Annotated in this window: 16 protein-coding genes; 12 read left to right on the top strand and 4 right to left on the bottom strand. The window is 67.0% G+C overall.

Translation table 11 applies throughout. The features are described from left to right. Positions 1 to 114: 114 nt before the first annotated feature. The 5 genes from thpR (at position 115) to ACV17W_RS15590 (ending at position 4,590) form a co-directional block, all read left to right on the top strand. On the top strand, positions 115 to 681 hold the full coding sequence (gene thpR, locus ACV17W_RS15610) for an RNA 2',3'-cyclic phosphodiesterase (protein WP_462593242.1): 567 nt from the start codon (positions 115 to 117) through the stop codon (positions 679 to 681). A 51-nt stretch (positions 682 to 732) separates the two neighbouring features. Then, positions 733 to 1,293, top strand: coding sequence for a 5'-3'-deoxyribonucleotidase (locus ACV17W_RS15605; protein ID WP_462593241.1), 561 nt, complete (start codon positions 733 to 735; stop codon positions 1,291 to 1,293). A gap of 136 nt (positions 1,294 to 1,429) precedes the next feature. Further along, positions 1,430 to 2,767 (top strand): NAD(P)H-dependent oxidoreductase, encoded by a 1,338-nt coding sequence (locus ACV17W_RS15600; protein ID WP_462593240.1) that lies wholly within the window; start codon positions 1,430 to 1,432, stop codon positions 2,765 to 2,767. A gap of 190 nt (positions 2,768 to 2,957) precedes the next feature. Further along, a complete protein-coding gene (locus tag ACV17W_RS15595; protein ID WP_462593239.1) occupies positions 2,958 to 3,848 on the top strand; it encodes a TauD/TfdA dioxygenase family protein in 891 nt (296 codons plus the stop codon). A 28-nt stretch (positions 3,849 to 3,876) separates the two neighbouring features. Continuing rightward, on the top strand, positions 3,877 to 4,590 hold the full coding sequence (locus ACV17W_RS15590) for an RraA family protein (protein ID WP_462593238.1): 714 nt from the start codon (positions 3,877 to 3,879) through the stop codon (positions 4,588 to 4,590). A gap of 68 nt (positions 4,591 to 4,658) precedes the next feature. Here the strand turns inward: ACV17W_RS15590 and ACV17W_RS15585 are convergent, their stop codons facing one another. Beyond that, on the bottom strand, positions 4,659 to 5,540 hold the full coding sequence (locus ACV17W_RS15585) for a LysR family transcriptional regulator (RefSeq protein ID WP_462593237.1): 882 nt from the start codon (positions 5,538 to 5,540) through the stop codon (positions 4,659 to 4,661). Between the two features lie 109 nt (positions 5,541 to 5,649). Between ACV17W_RS15585 and ACV17W_RS15580 the strand changes: the two genes are divergently transcribed. The 3 genes from ACV17W_RS15580 to ACV17W_RS15570 are packed head-to-tail and all read left to right on the top strand — an operon-like array spanning position 5,650 to position 8,690. Further along, positions 5,650 to 6,834 (top strand): MFS transporter, encoded by a 1,185-nt coding sequence (locus ACV17W_RS15580; RefSeq protein ID WP_462593236.1) that lies wholly within the window; start codon positions 5,650 to 5,652, stop codon positions 6,832 to 6,834. Between the two features lie 40 nt (positions 6,835 to 6,874). After that, on the top strand, positions 6,875 to 7,681 hold the full coding sequence (locus tag ACV17W_RS15575; protein ID WP_462593235.1) for an SDR family oxidoreductase: 807 nt from the start codon (positions 6,875 to 6,877) through the stop codon (positions 7,679 to 7,681). A 58-nt stretch (positions 7,682 to 7,739) separates the two neighbouring features. Then, complete coding sequence (locus tag ACV17W_RS15570; protein WP_462593234.1) at positions 7,740 to 8,690, top strand: LysR family transcriptional regulator; 951 nt, start codon at positions 7,740 to 7,742, stop codon at positions 8,688 to 8,690. Positions 8,691 to 8,750: 60 nt separating this feature from the next. Here the strand turns inward: ACV17W_RS15570 and ilvD are convergent, their stop codons facing one another. Further along, the gene (gene ilvD / locus ACV17W_RS15565; protein ID WP_462593233.1) at positions 8,751 to 10,610 is read right to left on the bottom strand and encodes a dihydroxy-acid dehydratase; all 1,860 of its coding nucleotides are present in this window, start codon (positions 10,608 to 10,610) and stop codon (positions 8,751 to 8,753) included. A gap of 85 nt (positions 10,611 to 10,695) precedes the next feature. Next, positions 10,696 to 11,589, bottom strand: a complete 894-nt coding sequence (locus ACV17W_RS15560; protein WP_462593232.1) for a LysR family transcriptional regulator — start codon at positions 11,587 to 11,589, stop codon at positions 10,696 to 10,698. A 109-nt stretch (positions 11,590 to 11,698) separates the two neighbouring features. On the opposite strand from ACV17W_RS15560, the gene ACV17W_RS15555 reads away from it, so the two are divergent. Together ACV17W_RS15555 and ACV17W_RS15550 are read left to right on the top strand one after the other, a co-directional pair. Further along, positions 11,699 to 12,244 carry an N-acetyltransferase family protein gene (locus tag ACV17W_RS15555; protein WP_462596568.1) on the top strand — a complete coding sequence of 182 codons (546 nt, stop codon included), beginning with the start codon at positions 11,699 to 11,701 and terminating at the stop codon, positions 12,242 to 12,244. A gap of 76 nt (positions 12,245 to 12,320) precedes the next feature. Next, positions 12,321 to 13,502, top strand: a complete 1,182-nt coding sequence (locus tag ACV17W_RS15550) for an MFS transporter (RefSeq protein ID WP_462596567.1) — start codon at positions 12,321 to 12,323, stop codon at positions 13,500 to 13,502. Between the two features lie 30 nt (positions 13,503 to 13,532). Here ACV17W_RS15550 and queC read toward each other — a convergent pair whose 3' ends face one another. After that, positions 13,533 to 14,246, bottom strand: coding sequence for a 7-cyano-7-deazaguanine synthase QueC (gene queC / locus ACV17W_RS15545; protein ID WP_462593231.1), 714 nt, complete (start codon positions 14,244 to 14,246; stop codon positions 13,533 to 13,535). 164 nt (positions 14,247 to 14,410) lie between these two features. On the opposite strand from queC, the gene ppc reads away from it, so the two are divergent. Both ppc and ACV17W_RS15535 read left to right on the top strand, forming a co-directional pair. Further along, complete coding sequence (gene ppc, locus ACV17W_RS15540) at positions 14,411 to 17,266, top strand: phosphoenolpyruvate carboxylase (protein WP_462593230.1); 2,856 nt, start codon at positions 14,411 to 14,413, stop codon at positions 17,264 to 17,266. 236 nt (positions 17,267 to 17,502) lie between these two features. After that, positions 17,503 to 18,480, top strand: a complete 978-nt coding sequence (locus ACV17W_RS15535; protein WP_462593229.1) for a Bug family tripartite tricarboxylate transporter substrate binding protein — start codon at positions 17,503 to 17,505, stop codon at positions 18,478 to 18,480. The last annotated feature ends 15 nt before the right edge of the window (positions 18,481 to 18,495 follow it).

Below are 18,495 nucleotides of genomic sequence, written 5' to 3'. Positions count from 1 at the left end.
GCCTGCGTCACTGAGCCGGCCCGGGGACGGCCAAGCCAGCCCCGGGGCGCGGTGCCCATGGTGTCTGCCACAGCACTGTAGCGAACTACCAGGAGTCGGCCATAATGTGGCGTCATGCCCGCCTCTTCTGCTTCCGTTGCGCCCGCCGCTGCCGTGCGGCCAAACCGGGTGCGCCTGTTCTTCGCGTTATGGCCTGGGCCCGAACCGGCTGCCACGCTGGCAAGTTGGGCCGCACTAGCCCAGGCCGCCTGCGGCGGTCGCGCCATGCGGCCCGATACCTTGCACCTGACCTTGGCATTTTTGGGCGCGGTCGACGCTGACCGCGTGCCCGGCCTGGTTGCCGAAACCGCGCGGGCGCGCGCCGCAGCGGGCAGCGTCACTCTCGACCGTTACGGCGTCTTCGCCCGCCAGGGCATCGTGTGGGCGGGTCCGTCGGGACCCTGCCCGGCATTGCTGCGAACATACGATGAACTGTGGCGATGGCTGGAGCCCCTGGGCTGGCGCCGCCCCGCGCAGGCCTTTGCGCCGCACGTCACCCTGCTGCGCCGCGCAAGCCGGCTGCACCCGCTGCCGCCCGCTCCGCCGCCGCTGCACTGGGAGTATCGCGGGTATGTCCTGGTGCAGTCGCGCCCGCAGAACGGCGTTGCCCATTACGACGTGCTGGCGCGTTCGCCCGATTGAATCCCCGGGGCCCGTGGCACAATCAAAGGCCCATCCCATCCGTCGCACACCATGCTGATTCTGCTAGACCAAGACGGCGTGCTGGCCGACTTCGAACACGCCTTCATCGCTGCCTGGCGCGCACGCCACCCCGACCTGGAACCCGTGGCCTACGAAGACCGCCGCTCGTTCCATATCCTGGAAGACTACCCGCCAGACCTGCGGGGGCTCGCGGAAGCCATATATACCGAGCCGGGCTTTATCCGCAATCTGCCGCCGGTGCCGGGCGCCATCGAGGCGTATCGCGAACTGCTGGCTTTGGGGATGGACGTGCGGATCTGCACGTCTCCGCTGCGGCAGTTCGAGAACTGCGTGGCGGAAAAATTCCTGTGGGTCGAGCGACACCTGGGGCGTGCGGCGACCGAAAGGCTGGTGATGACCCGCGACAAGACACTGGTGCGCGGTGACCTGCTGATCGACGACCGGCCACACATCGAGGGCGCGGTGCCGCCCAGCTGGCGTCATATCTTGTACGACGCTCCCTACAACCGCCACGTCGCCGACCAGCCACGCCTGACCTGGGCAAACTGGCGCAGCGTGCTGGCGGGCGAACTCTATCGCGCCGACCAGTAGGCCGCGCGCCGGACGCGGCACAAAATGTAGCGCCGCCCGCGAGAAAAAGCCGCTATTCTGGCTGCAATCATACAGCGCTTGGGGGCCGGCCACGGGTGCGGGCCGCAGGCGCCGCCGTCGCCCAGGAGACCGCGCCATGAATCTGCATCGCCTGCTGAAGCAGCGCCACGCCGACCGCAAACCCTTGCGCGTCGCCCTGCTGGGCGCCGGCAAATTCGGCTCCATGTTCCTCAGCCAGGCCCGCCGCACTCCCGGCATTCAGCTGGTGGCCGTAGCCGACCTGCAACCCGATCGCGCCCGCGCCGCGCTGACCCGCGTGGGCTGGCCCGCCGAGGCCTTGCGCGCCGCAAATCCCCACGATGCCGTGCAAACAGGCCACGTTTATTTCAGCGACGACGCCGCGACCATCATTGCCAGCCCCGAAGTGGAGATCGTGATCGACGCCACGGGCCAGCCCGCTGCCGGGATCGAACATGTGCTGGCGTGCTGCAGGCATGGCAAGCACATCATCATGGTCAATGTCGAGGCCGACGCACTGGCTGGGCCGCTGCTCGCGCGCCGTGCGCGCGAGGCGGGCATTGTGTATTCGCTCGCCTACGGCGACCAGCCCGCCCTGATCTGCGAGATGATCGATTGGGCGCGCGCCAGCGGCTTCGAGGTCATCGCGGCCGGCAAGGGCACCAAGTACCTGCCCGAATTCCACACCTCGACGCCGGAGACCGTCTGGCCGTATTACGGTTTCACGGACGAAATGGTGGCAGCGGGCGATTTCAATGCCCAGATGTTCAACAGCTTCCTGGACGGAACCAAGAGCGCCATAGAAATGGCGGCCGTGGCCAATGCCACGGGGCTGCGCCCCGCGCCATCGGGCCTGCACTTTCCGCCCTGCGGTGTAGACGACCTGCCCCGCGTGCTGAAGCCGCGCGAAGAAGGAGGCATGCTCCATCATCGCGGCCAGGTGGAAGTGATTTCGTCGCTCGAGCGCGACGGACGTCCGGTGTATCGCGACCTGCGCTGGGGGGTATACGTCACCCTTGCGGCCGACAGCGACTATGTAAGGCGCTGCTTCCAGGAATACGGGCTGCTGACCGACCCCAGCGGCAACTACGCGGCCATGTACAAGCCGTATCACCTTATCGGGCTCGAACTGGGCATCAGCGTGGCAAGCGTGGGATTGCGCCACGAACCCACCGGATCGGCCACCGGCTGGCATGCCGACGTGGTGGCCACGGCCAAGCGCGACATGCCGGCGGGCCGGGCGCTCGACGGCGAAGGCGGCTTCACGGTGTACGGCAAATTGGTGCCGGCCCGAGATTCGCTGGACGAGGGCTATCTGCCGTTGGGGCTGGCCAACAACGTGAGACTGAAGCATGCCGTGCGGCAGTCGCAGCCCATACGCTGGCACGACGTCGAGTTCGACGAGCACTCCCCCGCCGTGCGCTTTCGCCGCGAAATGGAACAGCTTTTCGCCTAGGCGTCCGTCTGTGCTGCGCGGCCGGCCGCGCCCCTTGTTGCCGGCGAGCCGGCCCGTTGGCGCCGCCCGGGAAGTTCAGATAGTGAAATTCCGTTGGCGCAGCCTATGGGCAGGGCCGCAGGCCGCCGATATGCTGGGACGAGATATGCAGGGCCGGTGCCGCGGCCTCGTCCAACCAATAGGCTATGTCATGTCCGAGACTCCTATCCATTTGCAACATCAGGTGCTGCACGACGGTTTTGTCGTGGAAGTGCAAGAAAAGATCGAGAATCTGCTGCGGGACCCGGCCTCCATCGAACAGTTGCGCACGCTCTGGCAGCGGGCGCCCGTCATGGTCTTCAGGCGCCAGTCGATCGAAGAACACGAACAGGTGCAGTTCAGCCAGCAATTCGGCACTTGCGAAGTCATCAGCCGCAAGGACATCCTGTCGCCCTATCACGACGAGATCATTTACTTCAGCACGCTGCGCTACGCCGACGGCCGCGGCGTGGGCGGCTTTGCCGGCGGCGATGACGTGGCCTGGCACTCGGACCAGACCTTCATGCGCGAGCCCGCTACCGGCGCCATGCTCTATGGCGTGGAAGTGCCGCAGGGCGGCGGCGACATCTACTGGGCCAATCAGTACGGCGCCTGGGAAAGCCTGCCGGCCGATATCCAGACGCTGATCGAAGGGCGCACCGGCACCTACCGGTATGCCAAGCGCATGGCCATCATGAACGCGACGGAACTGAAGAAGGACACGGCCCAGGCCAACGCGATGCTGAGCCTGCCGGACGCCACGCATCCGCTGGTGCTGACGCATCCCGTCACCGGCCGCAAGGCGCTCTATGCGGATCCCACCACGCTGGTATCCATCGACGGTCTGAGCGAGACCGAGAATGAACGCGTACTGCCCCTGCTGTTCGAAGCCGGCAGCCGCGAGTCGCTGGTGTACCGGCACAAGGTACGCAACGGCGACCTGATCATGTGGGACAACGGCTGCACGATGCACCGGCGCGACGAAATGCGGCTGGACCAGCCTCGCCTGATGAAGCGCACCACCTTCCGCCTTCCGTCGCACGCCTATTGCGTGCCGCACTGAACCTCATCCACTCACCAAGGAAATACCCGTGAATCGTTCCCTAGTCTATCTGCGCGTCAATCGCGTGGACGCCGCGGTGTGCGCACAGGCCCAGGAAGTCACCGTATCCGACCTGCACGAGGCGGAACATGTAGAGGGGCGTCGAGGCCTGATGTCGAGCCGCATGCGGCCCGTCGTGCCCGGCATGCGCATCGCCGGACCCGCCGTCACGGCGTATTGCGCGCCGGGCGATAACCTCATGATGCATCGCGCGCTGTATCTGGCCCAGCCCGGCGACGTGCTGGTCGTGGTGTGCGAACCTGCGGTGTCGGGATCGCAGTGGGGCGACATGGCGGCGCGCTATGCGCTGAAGAAAGGGCTGGCCGGCGTGGTCGTGCAGGGCAGCGTGCGCGACACCGACATGCTGCGCGAACTGCGCAGCGCCACCTGGGCCACGCATGTGTCCTCTTCGCACCCCGATAAGTCGGGACATGGCCGGGTCAACGCGCCGCTGGTCTGCGATGGCGTCGCGGTATCGCCGGGCGACCTCATCGTGGCCGACGGCGATGGCGTGATCTGCGTGCCGCGCGAACACGCCGCACAGTCGGTTGAACGCGCCCTGCTGGCGCGCATGCGCAAGGAAGACGCGGCCGCACTCGAAGTAGCCAAGGGCGCCGCGGTCTGGGACTTGAGCGGAGCGGCCGCCAGCTACGCCGGCATGGACATCCAGGAAATCGACGCCGCATTCGACGACCCGCGTTGAACCCCGGCCCGTGCTGACACCCGGGCCTCACCAGAGCTGCCGCGCGCCGCTGTCATCCGGCAGCGGCCTCATAGCCGCTCGGCGTAGAAGTCCAGGAAGCAGGCAATGCGGCGCGCGAGCTGCGTATTGCGGTAGTACACCGCATGCACCGGCTGCACGTGGTCGGTGCAAGCCTCTTCCAGCAGCGTGACCAGCCGCCCGGCCGCCAGGTCCTCTTTCAGCATGAATTCCGCAAAACAACCGATGCCCACGCCGCTGATCGCCAGCTGGCGCAGCGTTTCGCCGCTGGATGCCGAAACAGTCGGCACGACGGGAAACTCGGTGCCGCCGGCATGGCGCAGCGGCCATGTATTCAGGCTTTCCGGCTGGGTGAACCCCAACAGCTCGTGCTGCCGCAGGTCCTCCACGGTGGCCGGCGCGCCCCGCCGCGCCAGGTACGCCGGGCTGGCCGCCAGGAACCTGCGCGCCGGTCGCAGCGGCCGTGCGTGCAGGCTGGAATCGGCCAGCGGCCCTACTCTCAAGGCGATATCGGTGCGGTGCTCCAGTAAATCGACGATACGGTCGTTACTGGTGAGTTCGAGCGCGATTTCGGGATAGCGCTGGCGAAACTCGGCCACATGCGGCACCACGCAATGCAGCATGACCGGCGCCGACGCATCGACTCGCAGCCGCCCCGATGGCTGCTGACGACGGATGCGCATGCATTCTTCGGCGTCGTCGAGGCTTCCGACAATGTCGCGCGCCCGCTGCAGGAACAGGCGCCCCTCTTCAGTGAGTTCCATGCGCCGGGTCGTGCGGGTCAGCAGTGTTACCCCCAGCTGACACTCCAGCCGCGACAGAGCCCGGCTGACTCCGGACGCCGTTTGCCCCAGTGACTCGGCGGCGGCGCTCATCGCGCCGGTATCGACCACGGCCAGGAACACCCGCAAGGCATCAGAACTGAGGGCCATTCGTGACTCCGAAGCAAAAGTGTAATGATTTTAGGCCTATTTTTCTCAATGATGGCGCAGCGCACAATGGCGCGGTCGGGTAAACCCCAAGTCATTCAGGAGTACAGATATGCCTATCGCGCTGTGGGCGCTGGCGGTCGGAGCCTTTGGCATCGGCACCACCGAATTCGTCATCATGGGCCTGCTGCCCGAGGTGGGCGCCGATCTCGGCGTTTCGCTGTCGAGCGCGGGTCTCTTGGTCACCGGCTACGCGCTCGGCGTGGTGGCGGGCGCGCCGCCCGTTGCAATGCTGACGACGCGCCTGCCGCGCAAGACCTTGCTGCTGGGCCTGATGCTGATTTTCACGGTAGGCAACCTGGCCTGCGCCCTGGCACCCGACTATGGCGCCCTGATGGCGGCGCGCGTGCTCACTTCGCTGGCGCATGGCGCGTTCTTCGGCGTGGGGTCGGTGGTGGCCACCGGCCTCGTCAAGCCCGAGAAACAGGCGTCGGCCATTGCGCTGATGTTCACCGGGCTGACGCTGGCCAACGTGCTGGGAGTGCCCATCGGCACCTGGTTGGGCCAAGCCTGGGGTTGGCGCGCGACATTCTGGGCCGTGACTGGCGTGGGCCTGCTGGCCATGGCGGCCATTGCCATCTGGGTGCCGCGCAGCCGCGGCGATCGGGGCGGCGATCTCATGGTGGAACTGCGCGCCCTCGCACGGCCGCAGGTGCTGCTGGGCTTCACCATGACAGTGCTGGGCTACGGCGGCGTGTTCACGGCCTTTACGTATATCGCCCCGCTGCTCACCGACCTGGCCGGATTCAGCCGCGGCGCGATCTCCCCGATCCTTCTGCTGTTCGGCGCGGGCCTGGTGGTGGGCAACACCTACGGTGGCAAGCTGGCCGACCGCTGGCTGATGCCCACGCTGGTGGGCAGCCTGGCGCTGCTGACCTTGACGCTTGCCGTGCTCGGACTGGCCGCGTACGACAAGATCGCGGCGGTGATCACCATCGCCATGCTGGGCGTGGCCGCGTTCGCTACCGTACCGCCCTTGCAGATGCGTGTGCTGGCCGAAGCGGGCGCGGCGCCCAATCTGGCGTCTGCCTTCAACATTGCCGCCTTCAACCTGGGCAATGCCGCGGGCGCATGGCTGGGCGGCCTGACCATCGATCACGGCCCGGGCCTGGCCGCCACGCCGATGGTGGCGGCCGCCGTCACCGGCAGCGGGTTGCTGGTCGCGCTGTACAGCTGGAAGCGGGATCGGGGCCTGCCCGGGCCGTGTGCCGGCGCCTCGCAACAGCCCGCTGCGTAGATGGGGTATCGTTGAGCGCGACGGTTTTCCGGAGCGCGAGATGAATCTGAAACTGAACGGCAAGGTGACGGTGGTAACGGGCGGCAGCAAAGGGATCGGCCTGGCGGTGGCGAACGCCTTCGCCGCTGAAGGCGCCTTCGTGGCCATCATCGCGCGCGATCCGCGGGGCCTGGACCAGGCACGCGAGCAATTGCAGGCAAGCGGCCATAACGTGGCCACCTACGCTGCGGACCTGTCCGATCCCCAGGCCGCGGCGCAAGTCATCGAGCGCATCGAGTCCGACATCGGCCCGATCGATATTCTGGTCAACAGCGCCGGGGCCGCCCGCCGTCATGCGCCCGAAGACCTCGACCCCGCGAAATGGCGCGCGGCCATGGACGCCAAGTTCTTTCCCTATATTCATGTGCAGGACGCGGTGCTGCCGCGCATGCGCGCTCGCGCCGAAAAGCGCCCGGCCGGCGCGACGAACGGCATTGTGGTGAACATCATCGGCAACGGCGGCAAGCGCCCCGCCACGACCCACCTGGCCGGCGGCTCGGCCAACGCCGCGCTGATGCTGTCTACCGTAGGCCTGGCCGCGCATTACGCCAAGTACGGGATCCGCATCAATGCCATCCCCGGAGCCACGTTCACGCAGCGCGTGGACCAGGCGCTGGAACTCGACGCGGCGCGGCGCGGCATCTCGCGCGACGAGGCGCTGGCAGAACACCAGAACCAGATTCCCATCGGCCGTTATGCCCGCCCCGACGAAGTGGCCGACGTGGCCCTGTTCCTGGCCAGTGCGCGCGCGTCGTATGTGGTGGGCGCGATCATCCCCATGGACGGGGGCGCGTCGGCGGTGATCTGATGGCGCGCGCATGGCCCGTGCCGCGATCTGACCAGGCGCCTGGCCGGAGCCGCTGCCCATGAAGCCCCAGGCAGACCTTTCCACCCGCCAGTTGCGCGCGTTCGTGATGCTGGCCGATCTGCGCCACTTCACCAAGGCCGCGCAGGCCTGCCATTTGTCGCAGCCGGCGTTCAGCGCGCTGATACAGGCGCTGGAAAGCGCACTGGGCGCGCGCCTGTTCGATCGCAGCACCCGCCGGGTCGTGCTGACCAAAGAAGGCGAATTGTTCGAACCCCTTGCGCGCGGCCTGCTGGCCGACATGGGTCATGCCATCGCCCATATCGAGAGTTATGCCGAATTACGCCGGGGACGCGTGCACATCGCGGCGCTGCCGTCGCTGTCCGCCGGCTGGCTTCCACGTGTACTGGGTGAATTCCATGCCGCGCATCCGGACATCGAGCTTGCCCTTTCCGACGTGCTGTCGGACCAATGCATTGAACTGGTGCGCAGCGGCCAGGCGGACTTCGCCCTGGCGTCCCGGGGCACGCGACCCGCAGACCCGGCAGTCCTGCACGCGCGGGCGCTGTGCAGCGACACCTTCCACCTGGTGTGCCGAAAAGATCACCCGCTGGCGCGCGAGCCGCGACCGGGCCTGAAGCATCTGGCGCCCTGGCCGTTCATCCACCTGGCGCGCCACAGCAGCGTGCGCCAGTCGGTCGAAGCCGCGTTGCACCCCATGGTCGTGCGCACTTTGCTGGAAGTCGAACAGCTGGCCACGGTTGCGGGCATGGTCGAGGCCGGCCTGGGCATCAGCGTCGTGCCCACATTCACGCTCTATCAGTTCGAACGGCCGGATCTGCTGGTGCGTCCGATATCGCTGCCCGGCGCGCAACGGCAGATCTACCTGATCCGCCGGCACGATGAGCAGTTGTCGGTGGCGGCGCAGGCCCTTTACGACCTGGTGGTGGCCAGGCTGGGCATGCCCGCTCCCGCGGTGCGGGATGGACGCGACCGATCGGCAATCGCGTGAGCCGCGCACATGCGGGCGCGGCGGGAATCGGGCCGGCGCCTGCCGGCCCTGAGGTCGGGCTCAGCGCTTGACTTGCGAGACGTCGCGCACGGCGCCTCGGTCGGCCGAGGTGGCCAGGGCGGCATAGGCCTGCAGAGCCTGTGACACGACGCGCTGGCGATCCACCGGCTTCCAGGCCTGGTCGCCGCGCGCCTCCATGGCCGCGCGGCGGCGGGCCAGTTCGTCGTCGGACACCGCCAGGTGGATCTTGCGGTTGGGGATGTCGATCTCGATGGTATCGCCGTCTTCAACCAGCCCCACGTTGCCGCCTTCGGCGGCTTCGGGGGAAGCGTGGCCGATGACCAGGCCGGACGATCCGCCCGAGAAGCGTCCATCGGTGAAGAGCGCGCAGGTCTTGCCCAGGCCCTTGGACTTCAGGTACGAGGTGGGGTACAGCATTTCCTGCATGCCCGGTCCGCCCTTGGGCCCCTCGTAGCGGATGACCACGACATCGCCCGCGACGACCTTGTCGCCCAGAATGCCTTCGACAGCGTCGTCCTGGCTTTCGAATACACGGGCGCGACCCGTGAAGACCCACTGGGATTCATCGACACCCGCGGTCTTGACGATGCAGCCCTTGGGTGCCAGGTTGCCGTACAGCACGGCCAGCCCGCCGTCTTTCGAATAAGCATGCTCTTTGCTGCGAATGCAGCCCGACTGGCGGTCGAGGTCGAGCGTCAGGAACGTGGCGTCCTGGCTGAAGGCCACGGTCGTGGGTATTCCGCCGGGCGCGGCGCGGAAGAATTTCTGGGCTTCGGCGCCCGCGCCGCCGTTGATGTCCCATTGCTTGATCGCGTTGCCCAAGGTGCCGCTGTGCACGTTGCCGCAGGAAAGGTCGAGCAAGTCGGCGCGCGCCAGTTCACCCAGGATGCCGAGGATGCCGCCGGCGCGATGGACGTCTTCGATGTGATACTTGTCGGTTGCGGGCGCGGCTTTGCACAGGCAAGGCACTTTGCGCGAAATGCGGTCGATGTCGGACATGGTGAAGTCCACGCCCGCCTCTTGTGCGGCGGCCAGCAGATGCAGCACGGTATTGGTGGAGCCGCCCATGGCCACGTCGAGCGTCATGGCGTTCTCGAACGCGCTTTTGGTGGCGATGTTGCGCGGCAGCACCGAGGCGTCGTCTTGCTCGTAATAGCGGCGGCACAGATCGACGACCAGGCGCCCGGCTTGCTCGAACAGGCCCTTGCGCCAGGCGTGGGTGGCCACGATGGTGCCGTTGCCCGGCAACGCCAGGCCGATGGCCTCGGTGAGGCAGTTCATGGAGTTGGCCGTGAACATGCCCGAGCAGGAACCGCAAGTGGGACAGGCGCTGCGTTCGAACTGTTCGGCTTCGGCGTCGGTGATGTTGGGATCGGCCGCCTTGATCATCGCGTCGATCAGGTCGATCTTGGCGATGACCTGACCATCGGCCGGCGACTTGATCTTGCCCGCTTCCATGGGGCCGCCCGAAACGAACACCACGGGGATGTTGAGCCGCATGGCGGCCATCAGCATGCCCGGGGTGATCTTGTCGCAGTTCGAGATGCACACCATGGCGTCGGCACAGTGCGCGTTGACCATGTATTCGACGGAATCGGCGATGAGTTCGCGCGAAGGCAGCGAATACAGCATGCCGCCATGGCCCATGGCGATGCCGTCGTCGACGGCGATGGTGTTGAATTCTTTGGCTACGCCGCCGGCCGCCTCGATCTCGCGGGCGACCAGCGCGCCCAGGTCGCGCAGGTGCACGTGCCCCGGCACGAACTGCGTGAACGAGTTGACCACCGCAATGATGGGTTTGCCGAAATCGCCGTCCTGCATACCTGTGGCGCGCCACAGGGCGCGGGCGCCGGCCATGTTGCGGCCGTGGGTGGACGTGCGGGAGCGGTAGTGCGGCATGGTCTTTCTCGGACGGATAGGGTTCGCAAAGTGCTAAATAATACGCCGGATCGCTGCCCTGCGCCGTGCCGCCCGCCTGCGCCGCTCAGGCATCGGCGGCGCGCAAGCCCAGCATGGTGGCGTGCAACTGTGCCAGGCCGCGGTGCAGCGGCTTGTCGCTGCGCACGACCACGGCCAGCGAACGCGAGAGGCGCGGCGCCAGGGGCTTGACGCGCAGGCCATGCCGGCCGCGCCCCGGCTGCACGGCCATGCCGGGCAGGATGGCGCAGCCCAAGCCTGCCGCCACGAGCTCTTTCATGGCTTCGGTGCTGCCCAGTTCCATCACGGGGCGGGCGCGCTGGCCCGCAGCCTGAAACCAGGCGTCGACCAGTTCGCGGGTGCGCGCCCCAGGTTCGAACAGCACCAGCGGCATTTCCGCAAGCGACTGCGGACTGACGCGGGCCGGAATGCGGCCCGTGGCCGGGAAGATCGCAACGAATTCGTCGGCGAGCACTGGCGTTATCTGGAACATGCGCCCCGCTGCGGGCAGGGTCACCAGGCCGATATCCAGGGTGTTGGCCTCGATGCCGCGCAACACGTCGGTCGTATTGCCGGTGCTGGCGACGATTTCAAGCGCCGGGAACCGGCGCCGCAGATCGGCGAGCAGCGGCGGCAGCAGATAGGCGCAGGCGGTGGCGCCTGTGCCCAGGCGCACGCGGCCGACCACCTGGGCGCTGTGCGCCTGCATGCTGCGCTCGGCCTGCTCGACCGCGGCATCGATGGCGCGCACATGCACCAGCAGATCGGCGCCGGCGGCGGTAGCCGCCACGCGGCGCCCGACGCGCTCGGCCAGGCGCAGGCCGTAACGACGCTCGAGCTGGCGAACCTGCAGGCTGACGGCCGGCTGGGTCAGGCCGTGCTTGTCGGCCGCCGCCGAAAAGCTGCCCAGCTCGATCACATCGAGGAAGATCCGCAGGTGGTCGAGGTTGGGGCCGCGCATGCGCCAAATCCAAAGAATTTCTTATGCAATGAATAATAATCCAAAGCTTTATTAATGCAGCCACATGGCGCAAACTGGCATTTCCAGCACCTTTCACCCTGCCTTCTTCATGCCTTCCCACGCACCCGCCGTGATCGTGCGCGACAGCACGGACGACGATATCCATGCTATCCAGGCCATCTACGCCCATCATGTGCTGCACGGCACGGCCTCTTTCGAACTGGAACCGCCCACCGTGCCGGACATGCAGGCGCGGCGCGCCGCCATACTGGCCCAGGGGATGCCCTACCTGGTTGCCGAACACTCGGGCGAGCTGGTGGGATATGCCTACGTCACCCCTTATCGGCCGCGGCCGGCGTATCGGCATACGGTGGAAGACTCGGTGTACGTGAAACCCGGCATGGCCGGCCGCGGCGTTGGCGGGAAGCTGCTGGCAGCCCTGATCGAGCGGTGCACGGCGGCAGGGTGGCGGCAGATGCTGGCCGTGGTGGGCGACAGCCGCAACGCAGCGTCGCTCGCGTTGCATGCCAGCCAGGGGTTCCACCCGGCCGGCACATTGCGCTCGGTCGGATTCAAATTCGGGGAATGGCGCGATACGGTGCTCATGCAACGGGCGCTGGGCGCCGGTGACGGGCTGGCGCCCACGCGGCCCTGACGTGAACCGATTCGCCAGGGCGCTGCGCGTATTCCCAGGCCGGCGCGCCGGCCCTTCCGGCTCCGAGCCTCCCGCTATTCCCGCGCGCGCCGTGGTGTGCCTGGGCCTGACCCAGCTGGTGAGCTGGGGCGTGTCGTTCTATCTGATCAGCAATTTCGGCCCGGCCATGCAGGCCGAACTGGGTTGGAGCGGCGCACAGATCTATGCGGGCTTTTCGCTGGCCATCGTGGTCATGGCATTTGCCTCGCCCCTGGCAGGCCACGCGATCGACCGCTGGGGCGGCCAGCGCGTCATGCCGGCCGGCGCGATACTGCTGGCGCTGGGCTGCGCCATTCTCGCGGCCGCGCATACCGCGATTCCTTACTACGCGGCCTGGGTCGTGCTGGGGTTCGGCATGCGCCTGACGCTTTACGACGCGGCCTTCGCCACGCTGGCCCGCATCGGCGGCCCGCGTGCGCGGCGCGCCATGTCGCAGATCACGCTGTTCGGCGGCCTGGCTTCCACCGTCATGTGGCCCGTTGGCCAGATGCTCTCTCAATGGCTGGGGTGGCGCGGCGCGGTGCTGGCCTACGCCGGTTTCGCACTGCTGACGTTGCCGCTGTATGTGACGCTGCCCCGCGCCCGCTACGCCGCCCGCGATCAGCACGCCGCGCAAGAAGGCCCCGGGCTGGCCCGCACGCCAGCCGACCAGAGGCTGGCGCAGACGCTGTATGCCCTGATCTCGATGCTGACCAACTTCCTGGCCGCCGCCAACGCCACGCACCTGATCTCGATGCTCACGGGGCTGGGGCTGGCGGCGTCGGCGGCGGTGGGCATTTCGGCGCTCTGGGGCATCGGGCAAGTCAGCGCACGCCTGCTGGAAATACTGTTCGGCGGCCGTCTGCACCCACTGACCCTGAACCTGGCCACGACCGTGGCGATGCCGCTGTGCTTCCTGGCCGGGGCGCTGGCGCACCATCCCGTGGCCGCAGCGTTATATGCCGGACTGTACGGCGCCTGCAACGGCTTGCTCACCATCACTCGCGGCACGCTGCCGCTGGCGCTGTTCGACTATCGGGTGTACGGCGCGCTGGTGGGCCGCCTGCTGGTGCCCGGCTTTCTGCTCACCGCGGCCGCGCCGGTGGCGTATGCCGAACTGATCGCGTGGCAGGGGCCCCGTGCGGCCATGCTGGCCTCGGCGGCGATGGCCGGCGTGATCCTGTGGGGTTCGGCCTGGCTGTACTGGCGGTTCCGCCCGGGCGTTGCGGCGCGCCCCTGACGGGGCGAGCGGGGCCGCCCGGCCCGCGCATCAGCCCCGCAGGCCGTCGTGCCAGCGCTGCCAGCCCGCTTTGCGCAGCGCGCAGGCGGGACACTGGCCGCAACCGTAACCCCAATCGTGGCGGGCGCCGCGTTCGCCCAGATAGCAAGTATGGCTGTGCTCGACGACGATATCGACCAGGGCCTGTCCGCCCAGTCGCCGGGCCAGCTCCCAGGTGTCGGCCTTGTCGATCCACATGAGCGGCGTTTCGATCGTGACGCGGGCGCCCAGCCCCAGCCCCAACGCAACCTGCTGCGCCTTGATGGTGTCGTCCCGGCAATCGGGGTAGCCCGAAAAATCGGTTTCACACATGCCGCCCACCAGCACATCCAGCTGACGGCGGTAACCCAGCGCGGCGGCCAGCGTCAGGAACAGCAGGTTGCGGCCCGGCACGAAAGTGTTGGGCAAGCCATTGGCCTGCATTTCAATGGCGCGGTCGCTGGTCATGGCGGTATCGCCCACCTGACCCAGCACGCGAAGGTCGAGCAGATGGTCCGGGCCCAGCCGCGACGCCCATTGGGGAAAGCCGGCGCGCACTTCGCGCAGCACATTCAGGCGCGCGTCGAGCTCGATGCGATGGCGCTGCCCGTAATCGAAAGCCACTGTTTCAACATGCGCATAGCGGTCCAGGGCCCAGGCCAGGCAGGTGGTGGAATCCTGCCCGCCGGAAAACAGCACGAGGGCACGTCGTTGGTCAGCTTGCATAGATTGATCGCGCGTATGGGTAGGTAAACACAACCATGGAACTGTACCGCAGGCCCGGGAGTGTGCGCCGCATGCGTAAAATGGCCGCCGTTGCTTCATTTACTGCTTTTGATATCGCCGCGTACTACTGACCATTATCAACTCCCCCGACGGATTCCTGCCCAATGAAAGCCATCCGCCCGCAGTCTGCCACTGCCGAACCCTTACGACACGACATCCGGCTGCTGGGCCGATTATTGGGACAAGTCATCCAGGCCTGCGAAGGCGAGCGGGTGTTCGATACCATCGAAACCTTGCGCCGCACCGCCGTGCGGTTCCGGCGCCAGGGCAATGAAGCCGACAGCAAGCTGCTCGAACAGCGCGTCAAGCGCCTGCGCGACAACGATCCCAACTCGGTGGCGCGCGCCTTCAGCTACTTTCTGCACCTGTCCAACATTGCGGAAGACCGCGACCAGAACCGCGCGCAACGCAATCGCGCATTGACGGAAGACACGCCGGCCCGCGGCACGTTGCGCGACGCGTTCACCCTGCTGAAAGAACAGGGCGTCAGCACGTCTCGCATCCGCCGCATGCTGGCCGAGGCCCGCGTCGTGCCGGTGCTGACCGCCCACCCCACCGAGGTTCAGCGCAAGAGTACCCTGGACGTGCATCGCGAAATAGCGGCCCTGCTGCTGCAACGCGAAGGTCCGCTCACCGGCGAAGAAATCGCGGATCTCGACATGGCGCTGCTGGGGCGCGTGGCCACGCTATGGCAGACGCGCATGTTGCGGTATACACGCCTGACGGTGGCCGACGAAATCGAGAATGCCCTGTCGTACTACCGCAGCACATTCCTGCACGTCATCCCGCGGGTGTACGGTGAACTGTCGCGCCTGCTGGGACGCGAATCCACCAAGCCATTCGCGGCCCCGCCGCCCCCGCTTGAACCGTTTCTGCGCATGGGCAGCTGGATAGGCGGCGATCGGGACGGCAACCCCAACGTCGACGCCGGGACACTTGAACTCGCATTGCTGCGACAGGCCACGGTACTGTTCGAGTACTACCTGCAGGAAGTGCACGCCCTCGGCGCCGAACTGTCCATCACCACGCTGCTGATCGGCGCCGACCCGGCCTTGCACGCGCTGGCCGACAGCGGCGGCGATGATTCCCCTCACCGCCGCGATGAACCCTATCGGCGCGCCCTGGTAGGCGTCTATGCGCGGCTGGCCGCCACGGCGCAGAAGCTGACTGGCCGCGATCTGGCGCGGCGCGTCACGCATCCCGCCCCACCCTACGGCGCGCCCCAGGAACTGGCGGCCGACCTGGCCGTCATCGCGGCCTCGCTGTCGGCGCACCACGCGGCGCCCATTGCGAGGCTGCGCCTGAGCGGCCTGCAGCAGGCGGTCGAAGTGTTTGGCTTTCATCTGGCCACGCTGGATCTGCGGCAGAGCTCGGATGTCCACGAACGGGTGCTGACTGAGTTGTTCCAGCGCGCTGGCGCGCAATACGACGGCAAGCCGGTCGACTACGCCGCACTGGACGAAACAGACCGCATCGCGCTGCTTCGCGCCGAACTGGCACTGGCACGCCCCCTGGTATCGCCATGGATCGCCTACAGCGAAGAAACGACGCGGGAACTGGCAGTGCTGCGCGCCGCGGCCGAGGGCCGCGCCCGATACGGCAAGCTCGCTGTGCAACAGACCATTGTGTCGCACACCGAGACCCTGAGCGACCTGCTCGAAGTCCTGGTGCTGCAGAAAGAAACCGGCTTGATCGTCGACCCGGCGCCAGGCGAATCCATCCTGTCGGGCGACGGGCTGATGGTGGTGCCGCTGTTCGAGACCATTCCCGACTTGCAGCGCGGCCCCGACATCATGGCGGCCTGGCTCGACCTTCCCGAAGTGCGGCAGCGCGTCAAGCTCGCGCAGGACGAAACCCAGGAAGTCATGCTGGGCTATTCGGACAGCAACAAAGACGGCGGCTTTCTCACGTCGAACTGGACGCTCTACCAGGCCGAACGCGCACTGGTCGACGTGTTCAGCGCGCGCGGGGTGCGCCTGCGCCTGTTCCACGGCCGGGGCGGATCGGTGGGCCGAGGCGGCGGTTCGAGCTTCGACGCGATCCTCGCGCAGCCGCCGGGCACGGTCGCGGGCCAGTTGCGCCTGACCGAGCAGGGCGAAGTCATCCAGAGCAAATACAAAGATGCCGAAGTGGGACGCTGGCACCTTGAATTGCTGGTGGCGGCCACGCTCGAATCGACCCTGACGCCGCGCGCCGCGGCCACCAGTGCAGAAGACGCGCACATGGCTCACTACGGCCCGGCCATGACATTCATGTCGGAAGCCGCCCAGCGCTGCTACCGCGGCCTGGTCTATGACACGCCCGGATTCGCCGAGTACTTCTTTGCCGCCACGCCCATTACGGAAATCGCCGGCCTGAACATCGGCTCGCGGCCCGCCTCGCGCAAGCAGGGGCAGCGCATCGACGACCTGCGCGCCATTCCCTGGGGATTCTCGTGGGCGCAGTGCCGCCTCATGCTGACCGGCTGGTACGGCGTCGGGTCGGCGATCGAGTCATACCTGGAAGCCGGCGCACCCGGCGCGCCGCGCTCGCGCCGGGCCCGGCTGTCGCAACTGCGTGAAATGGCCCGCGAATGGCCGGCATTCCGGACCCTGCTGTCGAATATGGAAATGGTGCTGGCGAAATCAGACCTCGCGATCGCGGCACGCTACGCGCAGCTGGTTCCCGGCCGCTCGCTGCGCGAGCGCATCTTCGGACAGATCAGCGCCGAGCACGCCCGCACCGTCGCCGTGCTGCGTTTGCTGACGCAACGGGATCTGCTGGCCGACAATCCCGTGCTGCTGGCGTCGCTGCGCGAACGTTTCGCCTACATCGACCCGTTGAACTACCTGCAGATCGAACTGATCCGCCGCTGGCGGGCAGGCCAACGCGATGGCACGGCCGAGCCCGACCAGCGCGTGCGCAGTGCCATCCACCTCACTATCAACGGCATCGCCGCCGGACTGCGCAATTCGGGGTAAGTCTGCACACAGGGCGCCCGGGCTGCGGCCCGGGTGCCGCCCTCATGGCGCCCAGCATCGCGGGCCACCGAGACCCGTGCCACAATAGTCCACATTTTGAGCATTAGTCAGGCCGTTTGACGAGATGCGCGCGTATTTCGGCGGCCTATCTCACAATGCGGACCCAATTCGATTGCCTCGGTTTCCTGTACTGCCTACGATTCGCCCTGAATCTGCGGGTACATACAGGAGACATCATGCAAAGCTCGAAATTCGTCCGGCAACTCATACTCATGTCGACGCTGGTCCTGGCGGTGTGCGGCCCCAGCGCCGCCGCCGACTTCCCGACGGGCCCCATGAAGCTGGTCGTCCCGTATGCAGCCGGCGCCAGCACTGACACCCTGGCGCGCATGGTCGGTCAATCGGTCGCCGAAGAACTCAAACAATCCGTCATAGTGGAAAACCGAGCCGGCGCGGGCGGGACCATCGCGTCTGACTACGTCAAGCGCCAGAAGCCGGACGGCTACACCTGGATGCTTACGACAGACGGCATGCTGTCGGTGAACCCTTCGATCTACAAGACGCTGAACTACGACTCGCTGAAGGATTTCTCGCCGCTGTCCATCGCCGTGGCCGCGCCGCTGGTGTTGGCCGTCACCGTGGATTCGCCCTTCAAGTCCATGGCGGACGTGATCAAGCGCGCGAAATCCCATCCCAACGAATTGACTTACGGTTCGGCCGGTGTGGGAAGCTCGCAGCACATGGCGGGCGAACTCATGAAAGACATGGCAGGCGTCGAGATCACCCATGTGCCGTATCGCGGCGGCGCGCCAGCGATGGCCGACCTGCTCGGCGGGCACATCGACATGATGTTCGTACAAAGCGCTTCGGCGAAGGACCTGGCGGACCAGGGCAAATTGCGGCTGCTCGCCATCGGCAGCCCGGCGCGCAGTCCGGCACTGCCCGAGGTTCGCACCTTCGATGAAGAGGGCCTGAAGGGCTACGACTCGGACACCTGGTATGGCTTCAACATGCCGGCCAATGCCGACCCTGCGATCGTCGCCAAGCTGAACTCGGCCATCGTGAAGGCATTGAATACCCACCACGCAGAGCTGGAACGCCAGGGCTACAGCGTGCTGGCCAGCACCCCCGAAGACATGCGCAAGAGCATCGAAAACAACCTCGTGAAGTGGCGCGATCTGGCCAAGAAGGCGGGCATCTACCAGATGCAATAACCGCAAGCCGGCCCC

It is taken from the genome of Bordetella sp. MIP270_01_BMS (assembly GCF_054958705.1).
The sequence above is the reverse complement of the archived record's forward strand: the minus strand, read 5'-3'. Positions and strand labels throughout refer to the sequence as shown.

What these genes read in the sequence shown, in the direction of transcription:
- thpR (WP_462593242.1), top strand. Translation starts at nt 115, where the DNA reads ATGCCCGCCTCTTCTGCTTCCGTTGCGCCCGCCGCTGCCGTGCGGCCA.
- ACV17W_RS15605 (WP_462593241.1), top strand. Translation starts at nt 733, where the DNA reads ATGCTGATTCTGCTAGACCAAGACGGCGTGCTGGCCGACTTCGAACAC.
- ACV17W_RS15600 (WP_462593240.1), top strand. Translation starts at nt 1,430, where the DNA reads ATGAATCTGCATCGCCTGCTGAAGCAGCGCCACGCCGACCGCAAACCC.
- ACV17W_RS15595 (WP_462593239.1), top strand. Translation starts at nt 2,958, where the DNA reads ATGTCCGAGACTCCTATCCATTTGCAACATCAGGTGCTGCACGACGGT.
- ACV17W_RS15585 (WP_462593237.1), bottom strand. Translation starts at nt 5,540, where the DNA reads ATGGCCCTCAGTTCTGATGCCTTGCGGGTGTTCCTGGCCGTGGTCGAT.
- ACV17W_RS15580 (WP_462593236.1), top strand. Translation starts at nt 5,650, where the DNA reads ATGCCTATCGCGCTGTGGGCGCTGGCGGTCGGAGCCTTTGGCATCGGC.
- ACV17W_RS15575 (WP_462593235.1), top strand. Translation starts at nt 6,875, where the DNA reads ATGAATCTGAAACTGAACGGCAAGGTGACGGTGGTAACGGGCGGCAGC.
- ACV17W_RS15570 (WP_462593234.1), top strand. Translation starts at nt 7,740, where the DNA reads ATGAAGCCCCAGGCAGACCTTTCCACCCGCCAGTTGCGCGCGTTCGTG.
- ilvD (WP_462593233.1), bottom strand. Translation starts at nt 10,610, where the DNA reads ATGCCGCACTACCGCTCCCGCACGTCCACCCACGGCCGCAACATGGCC.
- ACV17W_RS15560 (WP_462593232.1), bottom strand. Translation starts at nt 11,589, where the DNA reads ATGCGCGGCCCCAACCTCGACCACCTGCGGATCTTCCTCGATGTGATC.
- ACV17W_RS15555 (WP_462596568.1), top strand. Translation starts at nt 11,699, where the DNA reads ATGCCTTCCCACGCACCCGCCGTGATCGTGCGCGACAGCACGGACGAC.
- queC (WP_462593231.1), bottom strand. Translation starts at nt 14,246, where the DNA reads ATGCAAGCTGACCAACGACGTGCCCTCGTGCTGTTTTCCGGCGGGCAG.
- ppc (WP_462593230.1), top strand. Translation starts at nt 14,411, where the DNA reads ATGAAAGCCATCCGCCCGCAGTCTGCCACTGCCGAACCCTTACGACAC.
- ACV17W_RS15535 (WP_462593229.1), top strand. Translation starts at nt 17,503, where the DNA reads ATGCAAAGCTCGAAATTCGTCCGGCAACTCATACTCATGTCGACGCTG.